Annotated in this window: 18 protein-coding genes; 6 read left to right on the plus strand and 12 right to left on the minus strand. The window is 49.4% G+C overall.

What is annotated here, in order from left to right; translation table 11 throughout:
- Nucleotides 1–349 precede the first annotated feature (349 nt).
- The 3 genes from zigA to ACO6V5_RS03305 all read left to right on the plus strand — a co-directional run bounded on the left by zigA (nucleotide 350) and on the right by ACO6V5_RS03305 (nucleotide 2,495).
- Nucleotides 350–1,549 (plus strand): zinc metallochaperone GTPase ZigA, encoded by a 1,200-nt coding sequence (zigA, locus tag ACO6V5_RS03295; RefSeq protein WP_422410282.1) that lies wholly within the window; start codon nucleotides 350–352, stop codon nucleotides 1,547–1,549.
- The gene (locus tag ACO6V5_RS03300) at nucleotides 1,546–1,977 is read left to right on the plus strand and encodes a TraR/DksA family transcriptional regulator (protein ID WP_422134348.1); all 432 of its coding nucleotides are present in this window, start codon (nucleotides 1,546–1,548) and stop codon (nucleotides 1,975–1,977) included. The genes zigA and ACO6V5_RS03300 overlap by 4 nt, the downstream gene beginning before the upstream one ends.
- 149 nt (nucleotides 1,978–2,126) lie before the next feature.
- The gene (locus ACO6V5_RS03305) at nucleotides 2,127–2,495 is read left to right on the plus strand and encodes an STAS/SEC14 domain-containing protein (protein WP_422134347.1); all 369 of its coding nucleotides are present in this window, start codon (nucleotides 2,127–2,129) and stop codon (nucleotides 2,493–2,495) included.
- A 64-nt stretch (nucleotides 2,496–2,559) separates the two neighbouring features.
- Here ACO6V5_RS03305 and ACO6V5_RS03310 read toward each other — a convergent pair whose 3' ends face one another.
- Nucleotides 2,560–2,847 carry an antibiotic biosynthesis monooxygenase family protein gene (locus ACO6V5_RS03310; RefSeq protein WP_422410285.1) on the minus strand — a complete coding sequence of 96 codons (288 nt, stop codon included), beginning with the start codon at nucleotides 2,845–2,847 and terminating at the stop codon, nucleotides 2,560–2,562.
- A 250-nt stretch (nucleotides 2,848–3,097) separates the two neighbouring features.
- Nucleotides 3,098–5,272: a carboxy terminal-processing peptidase gene (locus tag ACO6V5_RS03315; protein ID WP_422410287.1), complete on the minus strand. Its 2,175-nt coding sequence runs from the start codon at nucleotides 5,270–5,272 to the stop codon at nucleotides 3,098–3,100.
- A gap of 464 nt (nucleotides 5,273–5,736) precedes the next feature.
- On the opposite strand from ACO6V5_RS03315, the gene ACO6V5_RS03320 reads away from it, so the two are divergent.
- Nucleotides 5,737–6,714 carry an NAD(P)H-quinone oxidoreductase gene (locus ACO6V5_RS03320; RefSeq protein ID WP_422410289.1) on the plus strand — a complete coding sequence of 326 codons (978 nt, stop codon included), beginning with the start codon at nucleotides 5,737–5,739 and terminating at the stop codon, nucleotides 6,712–6,714.
- 81 nt (nucleotides 6,715–6,795) lie between these two features.
- On the opposite strand, the gene ACO6V5_RS03325 is transcribed toward ACO6V5_RS03320, so the two are convergent.
- From ACO6V5_RS03325 to minC, 4 genes are all read right to left on the minus strand, one after another.
- Nucleotides 6,796–6,972 carry a hypothetical protein gene (locus ACO6V5_RS03325; protein ID WP_422134341.1) on the minus strand — a complete coding sequence of 59 codons (177 nt, stop codon included), beginning with the start codon at nucleotides 6,970–6,972 and terminating at the stop codon, nucleotides 6,796–6,798.
- 426 nt (nucleotides 6,973–7,398) lie between these two features.
- Nucleotides 7,399–7,656 (minus strand): cell division topological specificity factor MinE, encoded by a 258-nt coding sequence (gene minE, locus ACO6V5_RS03330; protein WP_422134340.1) that lies wholly within the window; start codon nucleotides 7,654–7,656, stop codon nucleotides 7,399–7,401.
- The gene (gene minD, locus ACO6V5_RS03335) at nucleotides 7,653–8,468 is read right to left on the minus strand and encodes a septum site-determining protein MinD (RefSeq protein ID WP_317142193.1); all 816 of its coding nucleotides are present in this window, start codon (nucleotides 8,466–8,468) and stop codon (nucleotides 7,653–7,655) included. Before minD ends, minE begins: the two co-directional genes overlap by 4 nt.
- 47 nt (nucleotides 8,469–8,515) lie before the next feature.
- Nucleotides 8,516–9,298, minus strand: coding sequence for a septum site-determining protein MinC (gene minC / locus ACO6V5_RS03340; protein ID WP_422410292.1), 783 nt, complete (start codon nucleotides 9,296–9,298; stop codon nucleotides 8,516–8,518).
- 275 nt (nucleotides 9,299–9,573) lie between these two features.
- Between minC and lpxL the strand changes: the two genes are divergently transcribed.
- Both lpxL and ACO6V5_RS03350 read left to right on the plus strand, forming a co-directional pair.
- Nucleotides 9,574–10,521 carry an LpxL/LpxP family Kdo(2)-lipid IV(A) lauroyl/palmitoleoyl acyltransferase gene (gene lpxL / locus ACO6V5_RS03345; protein WP_422134338.1) on the plus strand — a complete coding sequence of 316 codons (948 nt, stop codon included), beginning with the start codon at nucleotides 9,574–9,576 and terminating at the stop codon, nucleotides 10,519–10,521.
- Between the two features lie 105 nt (nucleotides 10,522–10,626).
- Nucleotides 10,627–10,851 (plus strand): CopG family ribbon-helix-helix protein, encoded by a 225-nt coding sequence (locus ACO6V5_RS03350; protein ID WP_422410294.1) that lies wholly within the window; start codon nucleotides 10,627–10,629, stop codon nucleotides 10,849–10,851.
- Nucleotides 10,852–11,068: 217 nt separating this feature from the next.
- Here the strand turns inward: ACO6V5_RS03350 and rapA are convergent, their stop codons facing one another.
- The 6 genes from rapA to ACO6V5_RS03380 all read right to left on the minus strand — a co-directional run bounded on the left by rapA (nucleotide 11,069) and on the right by ACO6V5_RS03380 (nucleotide 18,919).
- Nucleotides 11,069–13,939 (minus strand): RNA polymerase-associated protein RapA, encoded by a 2,871-nt coding sequence (gene rapA / locus ACO6V5_RS03355; protein ID WP_422410296.1) that lies wholly within the window; start codon nucleotides 13,937–13,939, stop codon nucleotides 11,069–11,071.
- A gap of 370 nt (nucleotides 13,940–14,309) precedes the next feature.
- Entirely contained in the window at nucleotides 14,310–14,597 is a 288-nt protein-coding gene (locus ACO6V5_RS03360) for a YebG family protein (protein ID WP_422134334.1), read from the minus strand.
- A 155-nt stretch (nucleotides 14,598–14,752) separates the two neighbouring features.
- Nucleotides 14,753–15,664, minus strand: coding sequence for a 23S rRNA pseudouridine(2605) synthase RluB (gene rluB / locus ACO6V5_RS03365; protein WP_422138369.1), 912 nt, complete (start codon nucleotides 15,662–15,664; stop codon nucleotides 14,753–14,755).
- A gap of 117 nt (nucleotides 15,665–15,781) precedes the next feature.
- Complete coding sequence (gene scpB / locus ACO6V5_RS03370; protein ID WP_422138368.1) at nucleotides 15,782–16,699, minus strand: SMC-Scp complex subunit ScpB; 918 nt, start codon at nucleotides 16,697–16,699, stop codon at nucleotides 15,782–15,784.
- The gene (locus tag ACO6V5_RS03375; RefSeq protein WP_422134331.1) at nucleotides 16,699–17,562 is read right to left on the minus strand and encodes a segregation and condensation protein A; all 864 of its coding nucleotides are present in this window, start codon (nucleotides 17,560–17,562) and stop codon (nucleotides 16,699–16,701) included. Before ACO6V5_RS03375 ends, scpB begins: the two co-directional genes overlap by 1 nt.
- A gap of 142 nt (nucleotides 17,563–17,704) precedes the next feature.
- A complete protein-coding gene (locus ACO6V5_RS03380; protein ID WP_422134330.1) occupies nucleotides 17,705–18,919 on the minus strand; it encodes a tryptophan--tRNA ligase in 1,215 nt (404 codons plus the stop codon).
- Nucleotides 18,920–19,040 lie beyond the last annotated feature (121 nt).

Raw genomic sequence — 19,040 nt, forward strand, 5'->3', positions numbered from 1 at the left:
TTGGCAGTTATGAAAAAGTTCCATGCTGATTTCAACGGCATCTTGCATCTCTTCCATGGGCTCGCCCTGATGGGACTCAGAAAATGCAATTGATATAAAAAAACCGGCATCGGGGTCGGTTGTGAGAGGCACTGATGTTTACCCACGACAAGGGTAAACACCAGGCAGATGTTGGCGCCGCCAAAGCCGAATCTTTTGGAGATAGGTTGTCATTTCCCGATCATCATGACCGGGGCTCAGGTTAAAACAAGCATTCAGTAGTAGTTGACTAAATTTAAATGGTTATAATATAACATAACAATTCAGGGCGTACTCAACCGCATATTCACTTGGACCGGAACTATCCGTCATGACTCAACTACCCGTCACTGTGCTGTCAGGCTTTCTTGGCGCAGGAAAAACCACTGTACTGAGCCACATTCTTAACAACCGTCAAGGTAAAAAAGTGGCCGTTATCGTTAACGATATGAGCGAAATCAATATCGATGCAGCACAGGTAAAAAACGAAGTCTCACTGAGTCACCAGGAGGAGAAGCTGGTGGAGATGAGTAATGGCTGTATTTGTTGTACCTTGCGCGAAGATCTGTTGCTGGAGATCAACAAACTGGCACAGGAGGCACGTTTTGATTACCTGGTGATTGAATCCACCGGCATTTCCGAGCCTTTACCCGTCGCTGAAACCTTTACCTTTGCTGATGAAAAGGGTGAATCACTGTCTGATGTCGCCACGCTGGATACAATGATCACTGTGGTAGATGCGGTGAACTTCCTCAAGGATTATGACGAGGCGAAATACCTTCAGGAAACCGGGGAGTCTTTAGGTGAAGAGGATGAACGCAGTGTCGCTGATTTATTGGTAGATCAGGTTGAGTTCGCCGATATACTACTAATCAGCAAAACCGATTTGATAGAACAACCCGAACTGGAACGTTTGACTGCGATTCTGAAAACACTCAATACCAATGCCCGAATCATTCCCATTGCTCATGGTCAGGTAAATGTTGACGAAGTATTAAACACTGGGCTGTTTGACTTTGAGCGCGCACAATCAGCGCCAGGCTGGCTTAAGGAAATGCGCGGGGAACATTTGCCGGAAACCGAAGAATACGGCATTGGAAGTTTTAGTTACACCGCCCGCCGACCCTTTCATCCAGAAAAGTTTTACCAGTTTCTCCACTCGGCAAGAGACTATGGAAAACTGATTCGATCCAAAGGCTACTTTTGGTTGGCCTCCCGTCCGGAATTTGCAGGCCAATGGAGTCAGGCTGGCGGTATTGCACGTTATGGTTTCGCAGGGATGTTTTGGAAAGCTGTCCCGAAAGAGAACTGGCCCACCGATGAAGATTCCCTCGCCTCCATCAAGAGTAACTGGGTAGAACCTTTCGGCGATATGCGTCAGGAGCTTGTTTTCATTGGTCAGGGTTTGGATCAACACGCCATCACTAAAGCCCTCGACTATTGCCTGTTAACAGAAGACGAGGTTCTCAAAGGTAAAGAGTACTGGGCAAGTTTGAGTGATCCTTTTCCTGGTTGGGGAGAAAGTCAATGAAGACAACATCACTGGGACAATGCACGTTGACTGAAGATCAGATCAAACAGGCTGCAGAGTCTGACTACATGAATACTGAGCAACTGGATTTCTTCAAGCACCAACTGTTACTGCTTCACGAATCGACAGAAGCTCGGATTCAGGAAGCCAAAAGTCAAATGGCCAGCCCACCGGAATTGAACGATGACAGTGATAGAGCATCCTGGGAAGAAGAGTGCAGTACTTCGTTGCGGATTTTAGATCGAGAACAAAAATTGCTGTCCAAGATCAGACAGTCACTGGAGCGTATACGATCAGGTACCTATGGTTACTGTCTTGAATCAGACGAGCCTATAGGAATCCCCCGCCTTCTGGCAAGACCCACAGCTGAATACTGTGCTGAAGTGAAAGCCCGGATGGAATACAGGGAACAGTCATACCGGGACTGAAGGTGTCAGTCATTGAAATAAGCTGCCGTAAAGATTCAACAAGAACGTTGATTTCATGCCATCAGGACATGGATTGGAGAAGACAGTAATCCGACCTATAGTGATTGCAGTACAATTCTATTTCATTCATACGGAGGCTGGGATCGAATATGCTTTCTATTGAAATGGGCAGGAAAGACGGCATTGCTCTTCTGGAACCTCATGGACCTCTTTCAAAAGAGGATTTTATTTCTGCCGCTCGACAAATTGATCCTTTGATTGAAGAGAGAGGAGGGCTGGCCGGGTTGATTATCCATACTGATCACTTTCCCGGCTGGGAATCCTTTGGTGCACTGGTCAGCCACATCCGGTTTGTGAAAAACCATCACAAACATCTGAGAAAAATTGCCATTGTGACGGATGCAAAAGAGATGGGGGCAAGGGAAAAAATGGCCAGCCACTTTATTGCCGCAAAAATCAGGCACTTCAAATACGAGCAGCTGGAGGCGGCAAAGCTCTGGATTCAGGAAGAGGATTGAGTTGTAAGTGAGCAGGCTGATTTCCTTGAGCATTGCACTTCAGAGGTGTTAGGGCATTTGATTTTTAGCCACAGTATTTGTGAAGGACTTCAACAATTTCCACTTGGTAGTCAAGGTACCAGAGTGCTTTGCCTTTTTTTTGGGCTATCAGGTGTTCGGGGTTGTTCTTCCAGGCATGGATGCTGTTTTTGTCTGGCCAGTATGAGATGGCCAGCTCCTGATCACCTTCAGTAGAGGCTATAAACTCAATACAACCGTATTCATCCAGGGCCAGCTCACGCATGCGCTGGGCCAATTCAAGGTACTCTTGATCCAATTGTTTGACTGTAGCTCTGAAAATGACAGCGTACATGGTCGTTCCCTGATTGGAGTTTTTGAAGACTCCTGAAGTGAATGGGCATTATTAACAGAGATCACTGCAGAAGAGGCCAGGCATTCAGTGGACATTGCAACAAATCCCGGAATAGCTTCCTGTTTAGAGCACTTTTGTTTTATTAAGCGACATTGTACCAGTGTTTTTTATCGAAAGGTATAATTAGTAGCTCTCAGGAGGCTGAGCCCTTCAGGCTGGCAGGGCCTGAAAATCAGGCCCTGAGAGGTTATTAACGGTTGGCTGTTTTTTGTTTTGTCTGAATTTGAACCAGATCCACCAGAACCATTCCGGCTTCCTTGATAAAGGCGTCTGTTTCTTTCTTTTTCTTTTTGGTTTCTGAAGAAGATTCTTCCTGCTCGGCTGCTTCCAGTTCATCCAGATTGTTTAACAGGGGTTCCCCTTTGGCCTTTCTTAGCCGGTTCTCAATAGCCAGCCTCTGGCTACGCATGGTCTGGATTTCGTGCTTGCGCTTTGCTTCGTTCAGCGACACTTTTTCCTGATTTTCGTAGCGGGACAGGTACTCCTTCATTTCGTTCAGATAGACGAAATCCGGGTCCTCATCTGTCCGCTTGCGGTGCTTATCATCGAGAGGTTGCAGATAAGGTTTCATATCTGAATACTTTCTGTAAGGGATTGGCTTGATGGTGTCCCAGGGCAGGGCGTCAGGCAGTTTGCTTTCGCCGATATCACGTCCGTCATAGAGTGATGGAAAGGCAATGTCGGGCAGCACACCCTGGTTCTGGGTGCTCTGACCGGAAATACGGTAGAACTTGGCCAGGGTCAGTTTCAGCTGTCCATGGTTAAGCGGCTGAATGCTTTGAACGGTACCCTTTCCGTAAGTCTGACCACCAATCACCAGTGCCCGTCCATAGTCTTGCATGGCACCGGCAAAGATTTCTGAAGCGGAAGCACTCAGGCGGTCAACCACAACGGCCATGGGGCCACTGAAGACCTGGGTTGGGTCCGGGTCCTGCTGACGCTCGGTACGACCTCTGCTGTCCCGAACCAGAACTGTTGGGCCCTGATCAATAAACAGGCCAGTCAGCTCATTGGCTTCCTGCAAAGAGCCACCACCATTGCCACGAAGGTCTATGATCAGGCCGTCCAGGTTTTCTTTCTTGAGCTTTTCAAGCAGCTTGCGCACGTCGCGCGTCGTGCTCTTGTAGTTGGGGTCACCGGACTGAGCGGCTTTGAAGTCTATGTAAAAGGTAGGAATTTCGATAACCCCTATACGCTTGTTTTTATTATTCTGTTTAAATTCCAGAATGTGACTTTTCGCGTCTTGTTCTTCCAGCTTGACCTTGTCACGAATAATTTCGTAAATACGGGTGTTGCTGCTTTTGCTGGACCCCGGAATAACTTCCAGTCTGACCAGGGTTTTCTTTTTACCACGGATCAGTTTAACCACATCATCCAGACGCATTCCTACGACATCTTCCAAGGCGCCTTTCTGGCCCTGGCCTACGCTGATGATTTTATCGCCGGGCTTCAGCTTGCCTGCTTTATCGGCAGGACCACCGGGAACTATGCTGACCACTTTTGTGTATTCATCCTCGGCAGACAGTACTGCACCAATACCTTCCAGAGAAAGGCTCATATTAATGTCAAAGTTCTCGGCAGTCTGAGGCGAAAAATACTGGGTATGGGGATCGAAAATCCCGGTGAAAGAATTAATGTAGGTCTGGAAAACGTCTTCACTTTTACTCTGATGCAATCGGCGTAAGAGGTTGGTGTTACGTCGTTTCAATTGATCTGCAATTTCTTCATCGGTTTTGTTGTTCAGCTTTAAGGTCAGTACGCTGTCCTTGAACTGCTTTTTCCAGAGGTCACGCTGGGCCTTTTTATTGGCCAGCCAGGGCTGCTCCTTGCGGTCAACAATCAGGTCTTCGTTCTTTTTCAGGTTCAATTTGTCGACTCCCTGCTTGACCTGAGCCAACATGTAGCGGGCACGTTCTTCTGCCCTGACTGTGTAGCGATTGAATATTTCAAAAGCAGGTTTCAGGTCGCCGCTCTTGAGTGAGCTGTCGAGCTTTTCTTTGTAGGGGGCAAACTGATCAATATCGCTTTGCAGGAAGAAGCTGCGGTTGGGGTCCAGACGATCGAGATAGCGCTGAAATACTTTTTCACCACTCTCTTTGTCCAGCTCAATTTTACGGTAATGGTTACGTGACAGCAGTTGCACCACATTAACACTGGCAATGGCCTGCTGCAGGCTGGGCTTAAGTTCTTCAACCGGGCGCTCAAGATTCTGGTCAGTGGCAAAAACCGAGCTGGTGGTTAAACAGAGCGCGGTGAACAGGGCAAAAAAAACCGATGGTATTTTCCTGGCGTTTAGCAGGGTCGGTATCATGGATTGTGAAGCTCCGTGTCGTTTTTCGATATCGGGTGTGCCGCCTCGGCTCATGAAGGATTACGTCCTTATTACAGAGTGCCTAAGACGACGTTCATCGACTATAGGACACTCCATCCCACTGTGCCTGAAACACTTGTACCAAAATATTCAGCACGTGCGTTTCAGCCTATTTTGCACCGGAAATAGTCCAGAGCCTGTCAAAGCTTTGTTACCGGGTGATACTGCGTTTGGCGCATTTGGCACTGCTGGCTCCCAGACAGTTGGTCCATAGACCCATCCCAAAGCATTGGTTGACCTCTATTTTTAAGTTACCAGTGCTTTGGGGGCTTTCTCAATCAGTTTTCTTTTGTGATTGTGAATATCCCCTGAGACATAATACAGTCTATAACTGAATGCAGCCAGTCAGTGGACTGTCAGAGTCGCTTCAGGTTGGTAAACCCTCATTCAATGAAGCTCGATAATGGAGGTATTTTCATGATACCTGTATCGGCTTGATCAACGAGGATTGAGTAAAGATGCAAGAGAGCAAAAACTTTCACGGACTTATGGCTATAGACATGGCGTTGCAATGGCGATCTTTTCCCGATAAGCCTCCGGGTAAAGATCAGGTAAAAGTTCGCGTAGTGGCCGCAGGTCTTAACCGTGCCGACCTGTCGCAACAGGCCGGAACTTACAATCCACCAGAAGGTGTAACGCCCGTTATGGGACTGGAATGCTCCGGGATTATTGAGACGGTTGGAGCCAATGTCAGCCAGTGGTTGCCGGGTCAGCAGGTGTGTGCGTTGTTGCCGGGTGGAGGACTGGCGACCAGCGTAGTGTGTGATCAGCGGCTGTTGCTGCCGGTTCCCGGGTCGCTGAGCCTCGTGCAGGCAGGTGGCATTGTTGAGGTTTACACAACCGCCTGGCTAAACCTGTTTCATCGTGGCAAGGTCAAAGCCGGAGACAAGGTTCTGCTGATGGCGGGTGCCAGCGGTGTGGGTACTGCAGTTCTTCAATTATGCAACCATTTTGGCATTGATGTAACGGTAGTGGTCGGCAGTGATGAGAAGCTGCAATTCTGCAGAGAGCTGGGAGCAAAAAATGGCCTGAACAGACATCGGCAGGATTGGCAAGTTCTTAATGCCTTTGGCCCCTTTGATATGGTGTTGGATTGCTGTGCCGGAGACTGGCTGGAAAGATACCTGCCTTTAATGAATAACGGCGGAAGAATTGTCACTATAGGTTTAATGGCAGGCCGAAAAGCACAATTGGATATGGGGCTGTTGTTAATGAAAAGAATTCAGGTGATGGGATCAACCCTGCGCTTTCTGCCAATTACCGAAAAAGAAAGGTTGTTAACCGAATTAGTGGAAAAGGTTTGGCCTTTATTTGCTCTGGGCCAATTAAAACCGATTATTGATACGGTTCTTCCCATAGAGCAATATCAGAAAGCGTATGATTTAATGGCATCCAATAAAACAACAGGCAAGGTGATTCTTTCCTTGCCTGCGTAATGATTTTGAGTCGCTTTAAAACAGTCATAAAGGCCTATGATTATTCTGCTTTGGGCTTTGGAAGGCGCTCGGCAGAATGTATCAGTTATAGCCGAGCTCAAAGCATTCGTTGCCTTCAGGCTTGCTGGCTGGCAGCTGGCTGCTGTTTTTCATCAGAGGCTTCAGGTTTTTTGGGTAGGCAGTTGCATTGTATGCGCGAACCTGTGGGCGAATAGTGGTTTTCCGACTTTTAAATGGCGCAGAGTAGTGATGTTTCATAGTCTTTCCTGACCGTGCTGGCTTTTGCATGGATACCATTTAAGAATAACAGCAACTCAATCATTCGGTTAGTCTGAATTTGTACTTAAGTGAGAGTTTCAATTGCAGTTTGCAACGCTGTGTTATTAAAACGTTGCAAACTGTTGGAGGCGTCAAATTCTGGTGAGTTATACCAATCTTGCTTTCTAACTCCTGTGATGAGCATGGAGATTTGAGCCTTAAGACAAGGAGGTGTGAGGAGTCATAGCCTTAGCTGTGGCGACGATCGCCAACGCAGGATTAAGGCTCAAATCTTCAGCTCAATGGGGAGTTAGAAAGTTTGATTGGTATTAAACAGCTGTTTGATTCAACGCTGGAAAGATACTGGCATAGAAGTAATCTATGCCAGTACTGTATGTGCACAAAGATAGGTGGTGGCTCTGACTGTCAGGAGCTTTCAGGAAGCTGAACGTTGACTTCCAGGGTGGAGCAGTCACCATCTTTGTCCAGTCGGACGGAGATGGTGTTTTCAGCTACCTGAAAATACTTTTCTACGACTTTCAGTATGTCCTGTCTCATGGCCGGAAGAAAATCGTGGCCAGAACGGTTCAGTCTTTCGTGAGCAACCAGTATCTGAAGACGTTCTTTGGCCACTGATGCACTGCCTTCGGATTTGCTGGATTTAAAAAATTGCAGCAGACTCATGCACGACTCCCAAAAACTTTCTGGAGAAAGCCTTTTTTCGGAGGTTCAATAAACCGGTGGGGTAATTCAGCGCCCAGAAAACGAGCGACCATATCATTGTATGCCTGGCCGGCATCGGTGGTCTGCTGATGAATAACCGGAACACCGTGATTTGATGCCTTCAGTACGTCTTTGGATTCAGGAACAACGGCCAGCAAAGGGATGGCAAGGATTTCCTGAACGTCTTCAACATTAAGCATATCGCCCATTTCTACCCTCGTCGGGTTATAACGGGTCAGCAACAGATGCTCTTTAACAGGATCAAGCTTTTTTTCAGCTCGCCGGGATTTGCTTTGCAAAATACCCAGAATCCGGTCTGAATCCCTGACGGAAGAAACCTCGGGGTTCGTCGTTATGATAGCTTCGTCTGCGAAGTACAAGGCCATGAGCGCACCATGCTCAATGCCGGCAGGTGAGTCGCAGATAATGTATTCAAAATCTTTTGCCAGCTCGTCAAAAATTGCTTCAAGGCCTTCGAGAGTCAGTGCTTCTTTGTCCCGGGTCTGTGATGCCGGTAATACGCTCAGATTTTCAGTGTGCTTGTCTTTAATCAGCGCCTGATGAAGAGCTGCTTCGCCATTAATAACGTTCACAAGATCATAAACGACTCTGCGCTCACATCCCATGATAAGATCGAGATTTCGCAGCCCGACATCGAAATCAATCACGACGGTTCTGTGTCCTTTCATGGCCAGACCCGTGGCAAATGAAGCGCTGGTTGTGGTTTTACCAACACCGCCTTTTCCTGACGTTACAACAATTATGCGTGCCAAGTTCAAATCCTGTGAATAGTAAGTGGTGGTTAATGTTCAAGTATTTATTAAAGCCTGCTGATGTGCAAGTGATCCTCAGTAAGCCTTATTAAGACAGACTTACCCCAGTGGCGGCTCCAGGATGATTCTTCCGTCTGATCGGTGAGCTTGTACTGACCGCTGATGGAAATCAGTTCGGCTTCGAATCGATGGCAGAAAATTCTTGCCTCAGGATTGCCATTAACCCCGGCAAGCGCCTTGCCTCTTAAAAGTCCGTAGACGTGTATGTGCCCGCCAGCCAGTAATTCTGCACCCGGACTGACCTGTGATAGTACAACCAGGTCGCCCGGGGCATAGACTTGCTGACCAGAGCGAACAGGTTGATCGATAATTTTTGTTTCTGAGTCTGAGGTGGCTGAGGTTTCTTCTTTTTGCTCAAAGCGAGCTGGCTCATGACGTTCGACCGGCATCGGTTGACCGTTCTGTTGCATCATGACCACATTTTTCTCTGACTTTGTCTTCTGAAAGGGTAGCCAGGCTATGCCTGCACGCTCCGCCGTATATCTGAACTGCTCGCTGCCACGGACGGCTACCAGAATCATACCGGACTCCCTTAGTCGCCCGGCAATAGCCCTCAGATCAGAGGCATCAATGGTTGCTGGTAACTTCTCCAGGGCCAGTACCACCGGTGTCTCCTGAAAGAAGTGGGGGGCTTTTTCCGACATCGCCTGCAACTGCCTGCTAAAGCTGATCAGACAGCTGTTGTGCAATTCAAGCGTAGTCAGCGTATAAATGCCGCCTTTGAGCTGGAATGCGGCTTTTGATGGCTTTGAGGTCAGAGTTGAATTCATGGCGGCCATGTTATTTACGGAAGTTAGGTCAGCAATGTTCTTGCTGTATCTGACGGATAATAGGAAAAAGTTACAATGCCTTTCATTTTCTGGCCTATCGCTCCGCATTGCTTGTCAGGCTACGATCAAAAGCAATATTTCTCAAGTCATTTTACAAGCTAGCCCCTGAGAAACATGACCTCGGTCCCGGCAGCTGAGATAATAGTGCCGGACAAGGGCAGGCTGATGCTTCGCTGATTATGCAAGTTTATTGAAACAGGGTTTCTGGTGAATAGATGAAGTCGGATGAATTAAGTAACACTACGGAAGCCGATCGCTTTCAGTGGTCCTACCTGAAACCAAAGTTCTGGCCAGTATGGCTGGGACTGGGGTTCACCGCTCTGGTGGCATTGCTTCCTTATTCTGTCATGGTGCTCCTCGGGCGTCTGGTAGGTCGTCTTTTATTGCGTTTTGGTGGTAGCAGGGTGCGTATTACCCGGGTCAATCTGGAAAAGTGTTTTCCCCACATAAGTGAGGCGGAAAGGGACGCCCTGTTGCAGAAAAACTTTGAGTCGGTTGGCATCGGTCTGATGGAAGTCATCATGGCCTGGTGGTGGCCAAGAAAGCGACTTGAACGACTGGTGACCTATAAAGGTCTTGAAAATCTCAATTCAGAGACTGGCCAGGGTAACCTTTTGTTGATTCTGCATTTTACAACCATAGAAATATCGGGCGCTCTGATTACGCTAAGGCACAGTGTCGACGCGACCTATCGTGAACACAAGAATCCTGTTTTTGAATACATGCAGAGAAGGCAACGTCTGCGTTATGACCGGGGGAGTCGTCTGTTAGGCCGAAGGGATGTAAGAGGTATGCTGAGATCCCTGAGACAGGGAAAAACCGTCTGGTACTCTCCCGATCAGGATTATGGTCCCAAGCAAAGTGTTTTTGCTCCTTTCTTTGGTGTTCAGACCGCATCGGTGACTGGCACTTCCAGAATGACCAAAATGGGTAAGGCCAGAGTGGTGCCCATGGTGGTCACCCGAAAACCGGGTTCCGAGGGCTATGTTCTTGAGGTGTTTGAGGCCTGGAAAGACTTCCCCCGGGGCGATGATCTTCAGGATGCGATCCGGGTCAATCAATTTGTAGAAGAGCAGGTAAAGAAAAACCCGGATCAGTATATGTGGTTGCATCGCCGATTCAAGACCCGGCCTGAGGGTGAGGTGGGTTTTTATAAAAAGTAATTGCTATGATCTGATGGCATCCGAGTCTGAAACGATTTTTTAACTTAATCAAAATTAATCATTATTTTTCATTGTTATTAATATTTCATTAAGAGTGAGATTGTCATGGCTCAAACAGATGCGAAAGTACTTGCTGCCAATTTGCCTGTACTTTTGACTGAAAAAGTGGAACAGTTTGCACAGCATCTTGAGCGATCACCCGGGTCGATCATTAAACAAGCTCTTGCAGCCCCGATTGATCAGGAAGAAGAGCGGGACAGGCTAACTCGGTTGGCATTGGCAGATGTAGACGAAAATGCGGTTATTGATCATCAGACCGTGCAAGATTGAGCAGAAAGTCTCTCAACAGACAACCCTTTACCGATACCTCGATAATTAAAATTAACTGAACGAGCAAAGCCCTCTCTGACTTATATTTTGAGGCTTAGGTGCACTCGTCAAGACCGAAAAAACAGAAACGTGTTGTCAGCTTATAAACAGGACAAAAAAGACACAACAACCAATGGCACTGAACACGAAAAAAATCGCGCCAGTGCCCTATGCGTTGTTAACCGGCGATCATCAATCGCAAACCATCCAGCCTGAGCATCGCTTTCTGAAGACATTGATGACCCAGGGCGGCACGCAGTTTGAGGTGTTCAATCTCTTCATCACGTACGTTCGGGTTCACTGCTTTCAGGGCAGCCAGCCGCTTGATCTCTTCCGTAACATGGCTTAGCAGGTTTTTGCAGGCTTCGGTCACAATCGGGTTAACCTGTTCCTTCGCCGCTTGCTCTGCTCTGGCCAGCATGGTCAGAATTGGCTCCCGTTGCGCTTTCACCAGTTTCTTCGCCATACCTTTTTTGACGGGCTGAAGTTGGGCGTTCAGGGTGTCGAAGGCCACTTTTTCCGAGAGGTTGTTCATGCCGGGATCGATCAGGCAGCGAATCGGTGTTGCAGGCAGGTACCGATCCAGCTGCAGTTTTTTCTCCCCTGTGGCTCCAAGGACATAGATCGCTTCCAGCAGCATGGTGCCTGGTTTCAGTGCCTTGTTTTTTAACAGAGCTACCGAGGTATTGCCCATTTCACTGGTGAGCAGCATGTCCATGCTTTCACGAACCATGGGGTGCTCCCAGGTGAGGAAGTGCATGTCTTCCCGGGAAAGAGCCATATCCCGATCAAAGGTGACGGTCATGCCATCAGCCGGAAGGCCCGGGAAGGAGGTCACCATATGGCTGCCCGGGCGCACAACGAGGCAATGTTTGGAATGATCTTCTGACTCGACGCCAAATCCTTCAAACAGCTTTTCCATATAGCGCTTGAGCTGCCTGGGTTCTTCCTGTGCTTCGATGTCGTTAATCAGATCTTCACTGGAGAGGGTGCCACGGGAGTTGATTTCCAGCAGGCGATCCCGACCATTGTGAAGGTGTTTATTCATTTTTGCATTAAGATCTGCGGTTTCTTCGATCAATGGTTGAATGTCTGCCAGTGTCGTTTTCTTTTCAGGCGCCAGCGCTTCAGTGAATGCTTCACCCAACTTTTCAAAGACCATGCTGCCAGACGGGCAAGTATCGGCGAAGGCATTGAGGCCCTGATCATACCAGTGAAACATTAATTCCTGTCCGGTGCCCTCTATAAAGGGAACATGGATTTTGATGGTCTCAGTCTGGCCAATGCGATCGAGTCGTCCAATACGCTGTTCCAGCAGATCCGGGTGAGCAGGCAGATCAAAGAGCACCAGGTGGTGGGCAAACTGGAAGTTGCGACCTTCACTGCCAATTTCGGAGCAGACCAGAACCTGGGCACCGTATTCCTCATCAGCAAACCATGCAGCCGCTCGATCCCGCTCTACGATAGTCATGTTCTCGTGGAACACTGCCGTGGGTATGCCAGACAGAATTCTGAGAGCGTCCTCGAGATCCAGAGCGGTATTGGCATTGGCACAGATCACCAGCACTTTCTGTTTTTTAAGCAGCTTCAGCAGGTTAATCAGCCAGTCGATGCGTGGGTCTACCTTCCACCAGGGGTCCATATCATCAACACAGATATGGGATTGGTAAGCCAGTTCGGGGTAGAGCGAACCACGGGCTTCGGTTTCTTCTTCCTGGGCAATCTGATAAAGCTCGGGCAGCTTCTGGGCGTATCCCTGAACAACACGGCCGGGGAATCCTCCCACCGCTGCACGGGTATTTCTGAACAGAACCCGGCCAGTACCATGGCGGTCCAGGAGGGTTTTTAGTAGCTGTTCGCGGGCCGTTTCTTTTTGTTCAGAAGAGCCATTATTGATCAGGTCGATCAGAGGCTGACAATCGTGACCCAGGAAACCGGTCAGGTGCTGACAGGCGACTTCCGGCAGGTGGTTATTTTCCAGCAGCTCCTGAACCGCTTCGGCCACCGGCTCATAGTTTTTTTCCTCTTCCTGATAGGTCACCAGATCGTGGAAACGATCAGGGTCCAGCAGACGGAGCCGGGCAAAGTGACTTTCGGGTCCCATCTGTTCAGGTGTTGCTGTCAACAGCAGTAGGCCGGGAATTTGTGACGACAATGTTTCCACAACCTGATATTCACGGCTGGGGTTTTCTTCTGACCAGACCAGATGGTGAGCTTCGTCGACGATCAATAGATCCCAGTCGACCTCAAGAGCTTGCTGAAAACGATGTTCGGACTGGCTCAGGAAGTCCAGGCTGCAGAGAATCAGTTGCCCTGTGTTGAACGGGTTTTCATCTTCAATCGCACGGCAACGCTCTTCATCAAACAGTCCGAAGTGCAGATTGAAACGACGCAGCATTTCAACCAGCCACTGATGCTGAAGTGTTTCCGGTACCAGAATCAATACCCGACTGGCTCGTTCAGTGATCAGTTGCTGATGCAGGATGAGACCGGCTTCAATGGTTTTACCCATGCCGACTTCGTCAGCCAGCATCACTCTGGGAGCATGACGTCCAGACACTTCACGCGCTATATGCAGCTGATGAGGTATCAGGCTGGTACGGGCACCGAGCAGCCCTCTCACAGGAGAGCTGAGTAGTCGACAATTGTTCAACAGAGTTTTGTATCGCAGGGAAAAGTTGCTGTTTTGGTCTATTTGACCCGCCAGCATTCTGTCCTGCGGCTTGTTGAAATGAATAAAGTTGCCCAGTTCCGATTCGGGAAGCTCTTTGGGCTTACCGTCGGGAAGAACGCCTCTATACAGTAGCAGACCATTCTCTTCGATGACTTCTGTCACCGTCATGGTCCAGCCCTCGTGACTTTCTATCTTGTCACCAGGATTAAATTGTACCCTTGATAGCGGGCAGTTATTAATGGAGTAGAGCCGGGTTTCACCGGTGGTGGGGAACAATAGGGTTACCATGCGACTATCGAAAGTCAGAACGGTACCCAGCCCTTGTTCAGTTTCGGTGTCACTGATCCAGCGCTGTCCAGGAACGAAGCTCGTCATGTCGTGACTACATACCTTGCCAGACAAAAAGGCCGATATATTAGCGGAATTCGCTGTATTAGCAACCAGTACAAGTGCTACTTGGCGGGCTGCTTCACTAGTGTCTTGGTCTGATTATGGGAAAAATGACCTTTAGAACCGCTGTTTTTGGTAAAAAAAAGGGTTTCTCTATCAGGAATGAAAGAAAGACTTTTTTTCACAAAGAGCTATTTTAAAGCTGAATCTGAAGTGAGTCAGAGGGAAATGGATGATTGTTTTTACCCATGCTCTTTATTCCTGATTCGTTCTAAATGGGAGGGGATAAAAAAGGGTTTGTGGCAGAGCGGATCAGGGCTTTCCGCTCTTGGTTATCGGATATTGGCAGGCCAGCTCAGGCCGAAGTCTGATCCTCATTTGGGTCATTGTCTTGCTCAGCAGTCTGGCCTATCTCGAGCACCAGGTCCGGTTTGCCTTTAAAGGCTTTGGCGAAGGCTTCCTTGTTTTTGGCGAACATCAGGCCGATCTCTTCTGCCAGTTGCTCATCAATTTCAAAGTGATCTTCCAGCAGGCTGGTGATATTCCCGGCCAGTTCCAACATGCGATCGTATTCTTCAGCGGCTTTTTTATCTGTAAACATGCTTCCGTCCCGGTCAACTCGCCACATGGGGGTAATAGACATGGGCCTCTCCTGTCAGGTGTGGTTTAGATATAACTGTATATAAGTACAGTTAATCTGTCCAGTGAGAACCCGGTCAGGGCCAGCATGGAAACTCATTAAAGCATATTCAGGGTATCACCAAGAACTCCAACTCGATGGCTGGAGCTCAGATAACATCAGCGATGCCTGTTCTTTTTGAAAGCACCAGGCTTTTTGTGAGGCGAGGGCCGCTTCTTGTTGATAGCAGGTTTACCACGGGTGCCTCTGGTTTTCAGGCCGGTTTTGGTGTGTCTCGGATCGACTCTGCGAGTTGGTGTGTTGGGTGCGGGTGATAGCTGAACGGCAGCCGCCAGTTCGTCGATGTCAGTTTTTTCTACTTCTTCCCATTGACCCATGCGCAGGTGGTCAGGAATGATGACATTGGCAAAACGAACTCGTTTCAAGCGGCTTACTGTCAAATCCTGTGATTCCCAGAGTCTGCGCACTTCACGGTTACGGCCTTCCAGAAGGCAGACATGAAACCAGCGGTTGATACCCGAACCGCCTGAGTCAACAATATCGGTGAAACGGGCAGGGCCATCTTCCAGCTCGACGCCATCGAAGAGGTTTTTAACTTTCTGCTCTGTTGTATTACCCATCACTCGAACAGCGTATTCACGTTCAACCTGGTAAGAAGGGTGCATCAAGCGACTGGCCAACTCACCATCGGTGGTGAACAGCATCAGTCCGGAAGTATTGATATCCAGACGGCCAATGGCAATCCAGCGTTCGCCCTGAAGTCTGGGCAGTTTGTCAAAAACGGTCGGGCGGCCTTCCGGGTCGTGGCGGCTGCAAATCTCGCCTTCCGGCTTGTTGTAGGCGATGACACGACGGATTCCGGAAGCATAGGTTTCCAGTTTGACCGGGCGGCCGTCGACAGCAATCTTGTCTTCAGCTGAGGCTCGGTCGCCGAGGCTGGCCTGTTCTCCGTTGACGGAGATTCGACCTTCGCTGATCCAGCGTTCCATCTCACGGCGCGAGCCCAGGCCGGCGCCCGCCAGGATTTTTTGCAATTTCTCACCCTGGGGAGGAGTGGTTTCAGTTGTCATGGTATTTACGGCTATGCCGCTCTGTTTCTCAATCAAAGGGGCCAAAGTATAGCGATTCAGGATAGGTTAAGACAGCGTGGATTTCCGTGGCTGTTCCATCGGGTCATCATGCATTGCTCAGGGGTTAGTTATTTCGTTTGATATTTCCACGGGTGTTTCTGCTTCGGAAGCAGGCTCTTCTTCAAAGGATGGATTTGTCGCCTGGTGTGCGACTTGATCCTCTTCAGCGAAAAGTCCTACCGACGAATCCGATATATGGGTGTCCTGTTCAGCCTCCTGCTCAACCAACGGTTGTTCAGGTTCTGGTTCATCGATGTTCTTTTTACGGATCAGATCGTCAAAGTTATCTGGCAGATCAGCTTCCAGTTCATCCAGTTCGGCAAATAGCTCATCAGAGGATTGCTCTTCCACCTCAGTGTCCTCCTGAACTTCAGAGTCCTCTGTCGCTGATCTGCTCTGATCGTTATCTTCTGCCAGTTCCCGGGCTGCTTCTTCCAGATTACGAATCTCGGACAGGGGGGGCAGTTCATTGAGATTTTCCAGATTAAAATAATCCAGAAATTGGCGGGTAGTGGCAAACATGGCCGGACGCCCCGGGACATCCCGGTGACCTACCACCCGAACCCATTCGCGGTCCTGAAGGGTTCGTATAATGTTGCTGCTGACGGCCACCCCGCGAATGTCTTCGATTTCCCCCCGGGTGATGGGCTGCCGGTAGGCGATCAGGGCCAGGGTTTCCAGCAGTGCTCGTGTATAGCGCTGTGGTTTTTCTTCCCAGAGTCTGCCAACCCAGGGTGACAATTCCTGTCTGACCTGGAAGCGGTATCCCGATGCCACTTTTTTGAGTTCAAAGCCCCGTCCTTCACAGGCTTCAGAGATAGCTACCAGAGCCTCACGAATCTGGTTGTCATCCGGGCGCTCTTCCTCAGAGTAAAGGTCTTCGGGGAACAGTGCGGCCAGCTTTTCTTCAGTCAGGGGTTTCTGGCTGGCCAGCAGGGCTCCTTCCAGGATACGTTGCAGTTGTTCTGTTTCCATCAGTCAATCCGAGCCTTTACGTGAATAGGGCCAAAAGGTTCATTCTGAATGAGTTCGATCAGGGATTCCTTGATGAGTTCCATCACCGCCATAAAAGTAACGACAACGCCGAGTTTGCCTTCCTCAAGCCGGAACAGGGCAACAAAGGGAGTGAAACGCTCAGAGGTCAGCATGGAGAGAACTTCACTCATCCGTTCACGGGTGGACAGGGCTTCCTGTTCAACCTGGTGACTGACGTACATTTCTGAGCGGCGGAGTATTTCTCCCATGGCCAGCATGATCTCTTTGAGATCCACTGTCGGGTGGGGGCGTTCCTTTTCCAGGTCGGGTGGGGCCGCACTGGCTTCATGCAGATCCCGGGTCATTCTTGGCATTTGATCAATATCTTCTGCGGCTTTCTTGAAGCGCTCATATTCCTGCAGTCGACGAATCAGCTCGGCACGAGGATCTTCTTCCTCGTCTTCGTCCTCAGAGACCCGGGGCAGCAGCATTCGTGATTTGATTTCGGCCAGTGTCGCGGCCATGACAAGGTATTCAGCTGCCAGCTCAAATTGTCCTGATTCCATCAATTCTACATACTGCATGTATTGCTCTGTAATGACTGCCACCTGAATGTTCAGGATGTCCATGTTGTTGCGCTTGATCAGGTAGAGCAGCAGGTCAAGAGGCCCTTCAAAGGCTTCCAGAAAAACTTGCAGGGCATCCGGTGGGATGTAAAGGTCGTCAGGCAACTTGGCCATGGGCTGACCCATAACCCGTATCTGGTGTTCAATGAGTTCAGGCTCAGAGTCCGATTGAGCTGGCGTTGTCAGCTCTTCAGGGGGTTGTTCTCCGGGCTCAGCCACGGTTTCCGTGGAGGTCATTGATGCTTCACCCTGTTTCGAATCCTCTAACTGAAAAAAAGCAGTTTGACCGACAAACGGTAAAACTGCTTTTTATGATGATCAGGCTCGAAGAACCTGACCTGTAGTTTGTAATAGCTGATACTTCACTGAAACACAGTGTTCAACGATAGTCCAGTCCTATGGCTTCCCGAACCTCCCTGAGGGTGTCCTGGGCTTCGTCCCGGGTCTTTTCGGTCCCTTCGGCGATGATACTTTTTACGACATCGGGATTGTTTTCCAGTTCCCTGGCTTCTGAACGAATGGGCTCCAGTTCAGCCTGTACCGCTTCGATCAGGGGCTTTTTGCAGTCAAGGCAGCCGATACCTGCTGAGCGACAGCCTTCCTGAACCCAGTCTCTGCGTTGTTGATCTGAATAGACCTGATGCAGTTGCCAGACCGGACATTTTTCCGGCTCGCCCGGATCATTCCTGCGAATGCGAGCCGGGTCTGTAGGCATCTTTTTCAGTTTTGACGCAATACTGTCTTGGTCTTCCCTGAGGCCGATGGTATTGCCGCAGGACTTGGACATTTTCTGACCATCCAGACCCGGCATGCGGGGCTGTTCAGTCAGCAAAGCCTGAGGTTCCGGCAAGATAACCTTACCTGTCCCTTCCAGATAGCCAAAAAGTCTTTCCTGGTCGCCCAGGGTGATATTGCTCTGTTCTTTGAGCAGCGCCTTGGCCGTGGCAAGAGCTTCGTCATCCCCGTGTTCAAGGTAGGCGCGACGGAGCTTGCGGTAGAGGTTGGCAGTTTTTCTGCCCATTTTGCCGATAGCGGCCTCGGCATTATCCTCAAAGCCGGGCTCCCGACCATAAAGGTGGTTAAAGCGTCTGGCGATTTCCCGGGTAATCTCCACGTGGGCTTCCTGGTCAGCACCGACAGGAACCAGACCTGCACGGTAGGCAAGGATATCGGCGCTTTGCAGGAGTGGATAGCCAAGAAAGCCGAAGGTAGAGAGATCCCTTTCCTTCAGTTTTTCCTGCTGATCCTTGTAGCTGGGCACTCTTTCCAGCCAAGAGAGCGGGGTAATCATGGAGAGCAGCAGATTCAGTTCTGCATGCTCCGGAACTCTGGATTGTATGAACAGGGTGGCCGAACCGGGATTGATGCCAGTCGCCAGCCAGTCAATGACCATGTCCCAGACTGAATCTTCGAGTTTTTCCGGCTCTTCATAGTGAGTGGTCAGCGCGTGCCAGTCAGCTACGAAGAAAAAACATTCATACTCATGTTGCAGCCGAAGCCAGTTTTTTAATACCCCATGATAATGGCCAAGATGTAATCGGCCAGTAGGTCGCATGCCAGATAGAACACGCGACTGTGAGTCTACAGCGCTCAAGAGGCTCTCCCGTTAGAATCCTGAGTGAACAGGGTACGACAGTTTGCACGACGGTAAAAGCGTGTTTTTGCCAGCAGTGAATAAATCAGCCATGGTGACTGAAACAAATTTTTGTCGCCCC

Source organism: Endozoicomonas sp. ALD068 (genome assembly GCF_049310145.1).
Lineage (GTDB): Bacteria > Pseudomonadota > Gammaproteobacteria > Pseudomonadales > Endozoicomonadaceae > Endozoicomonas_A.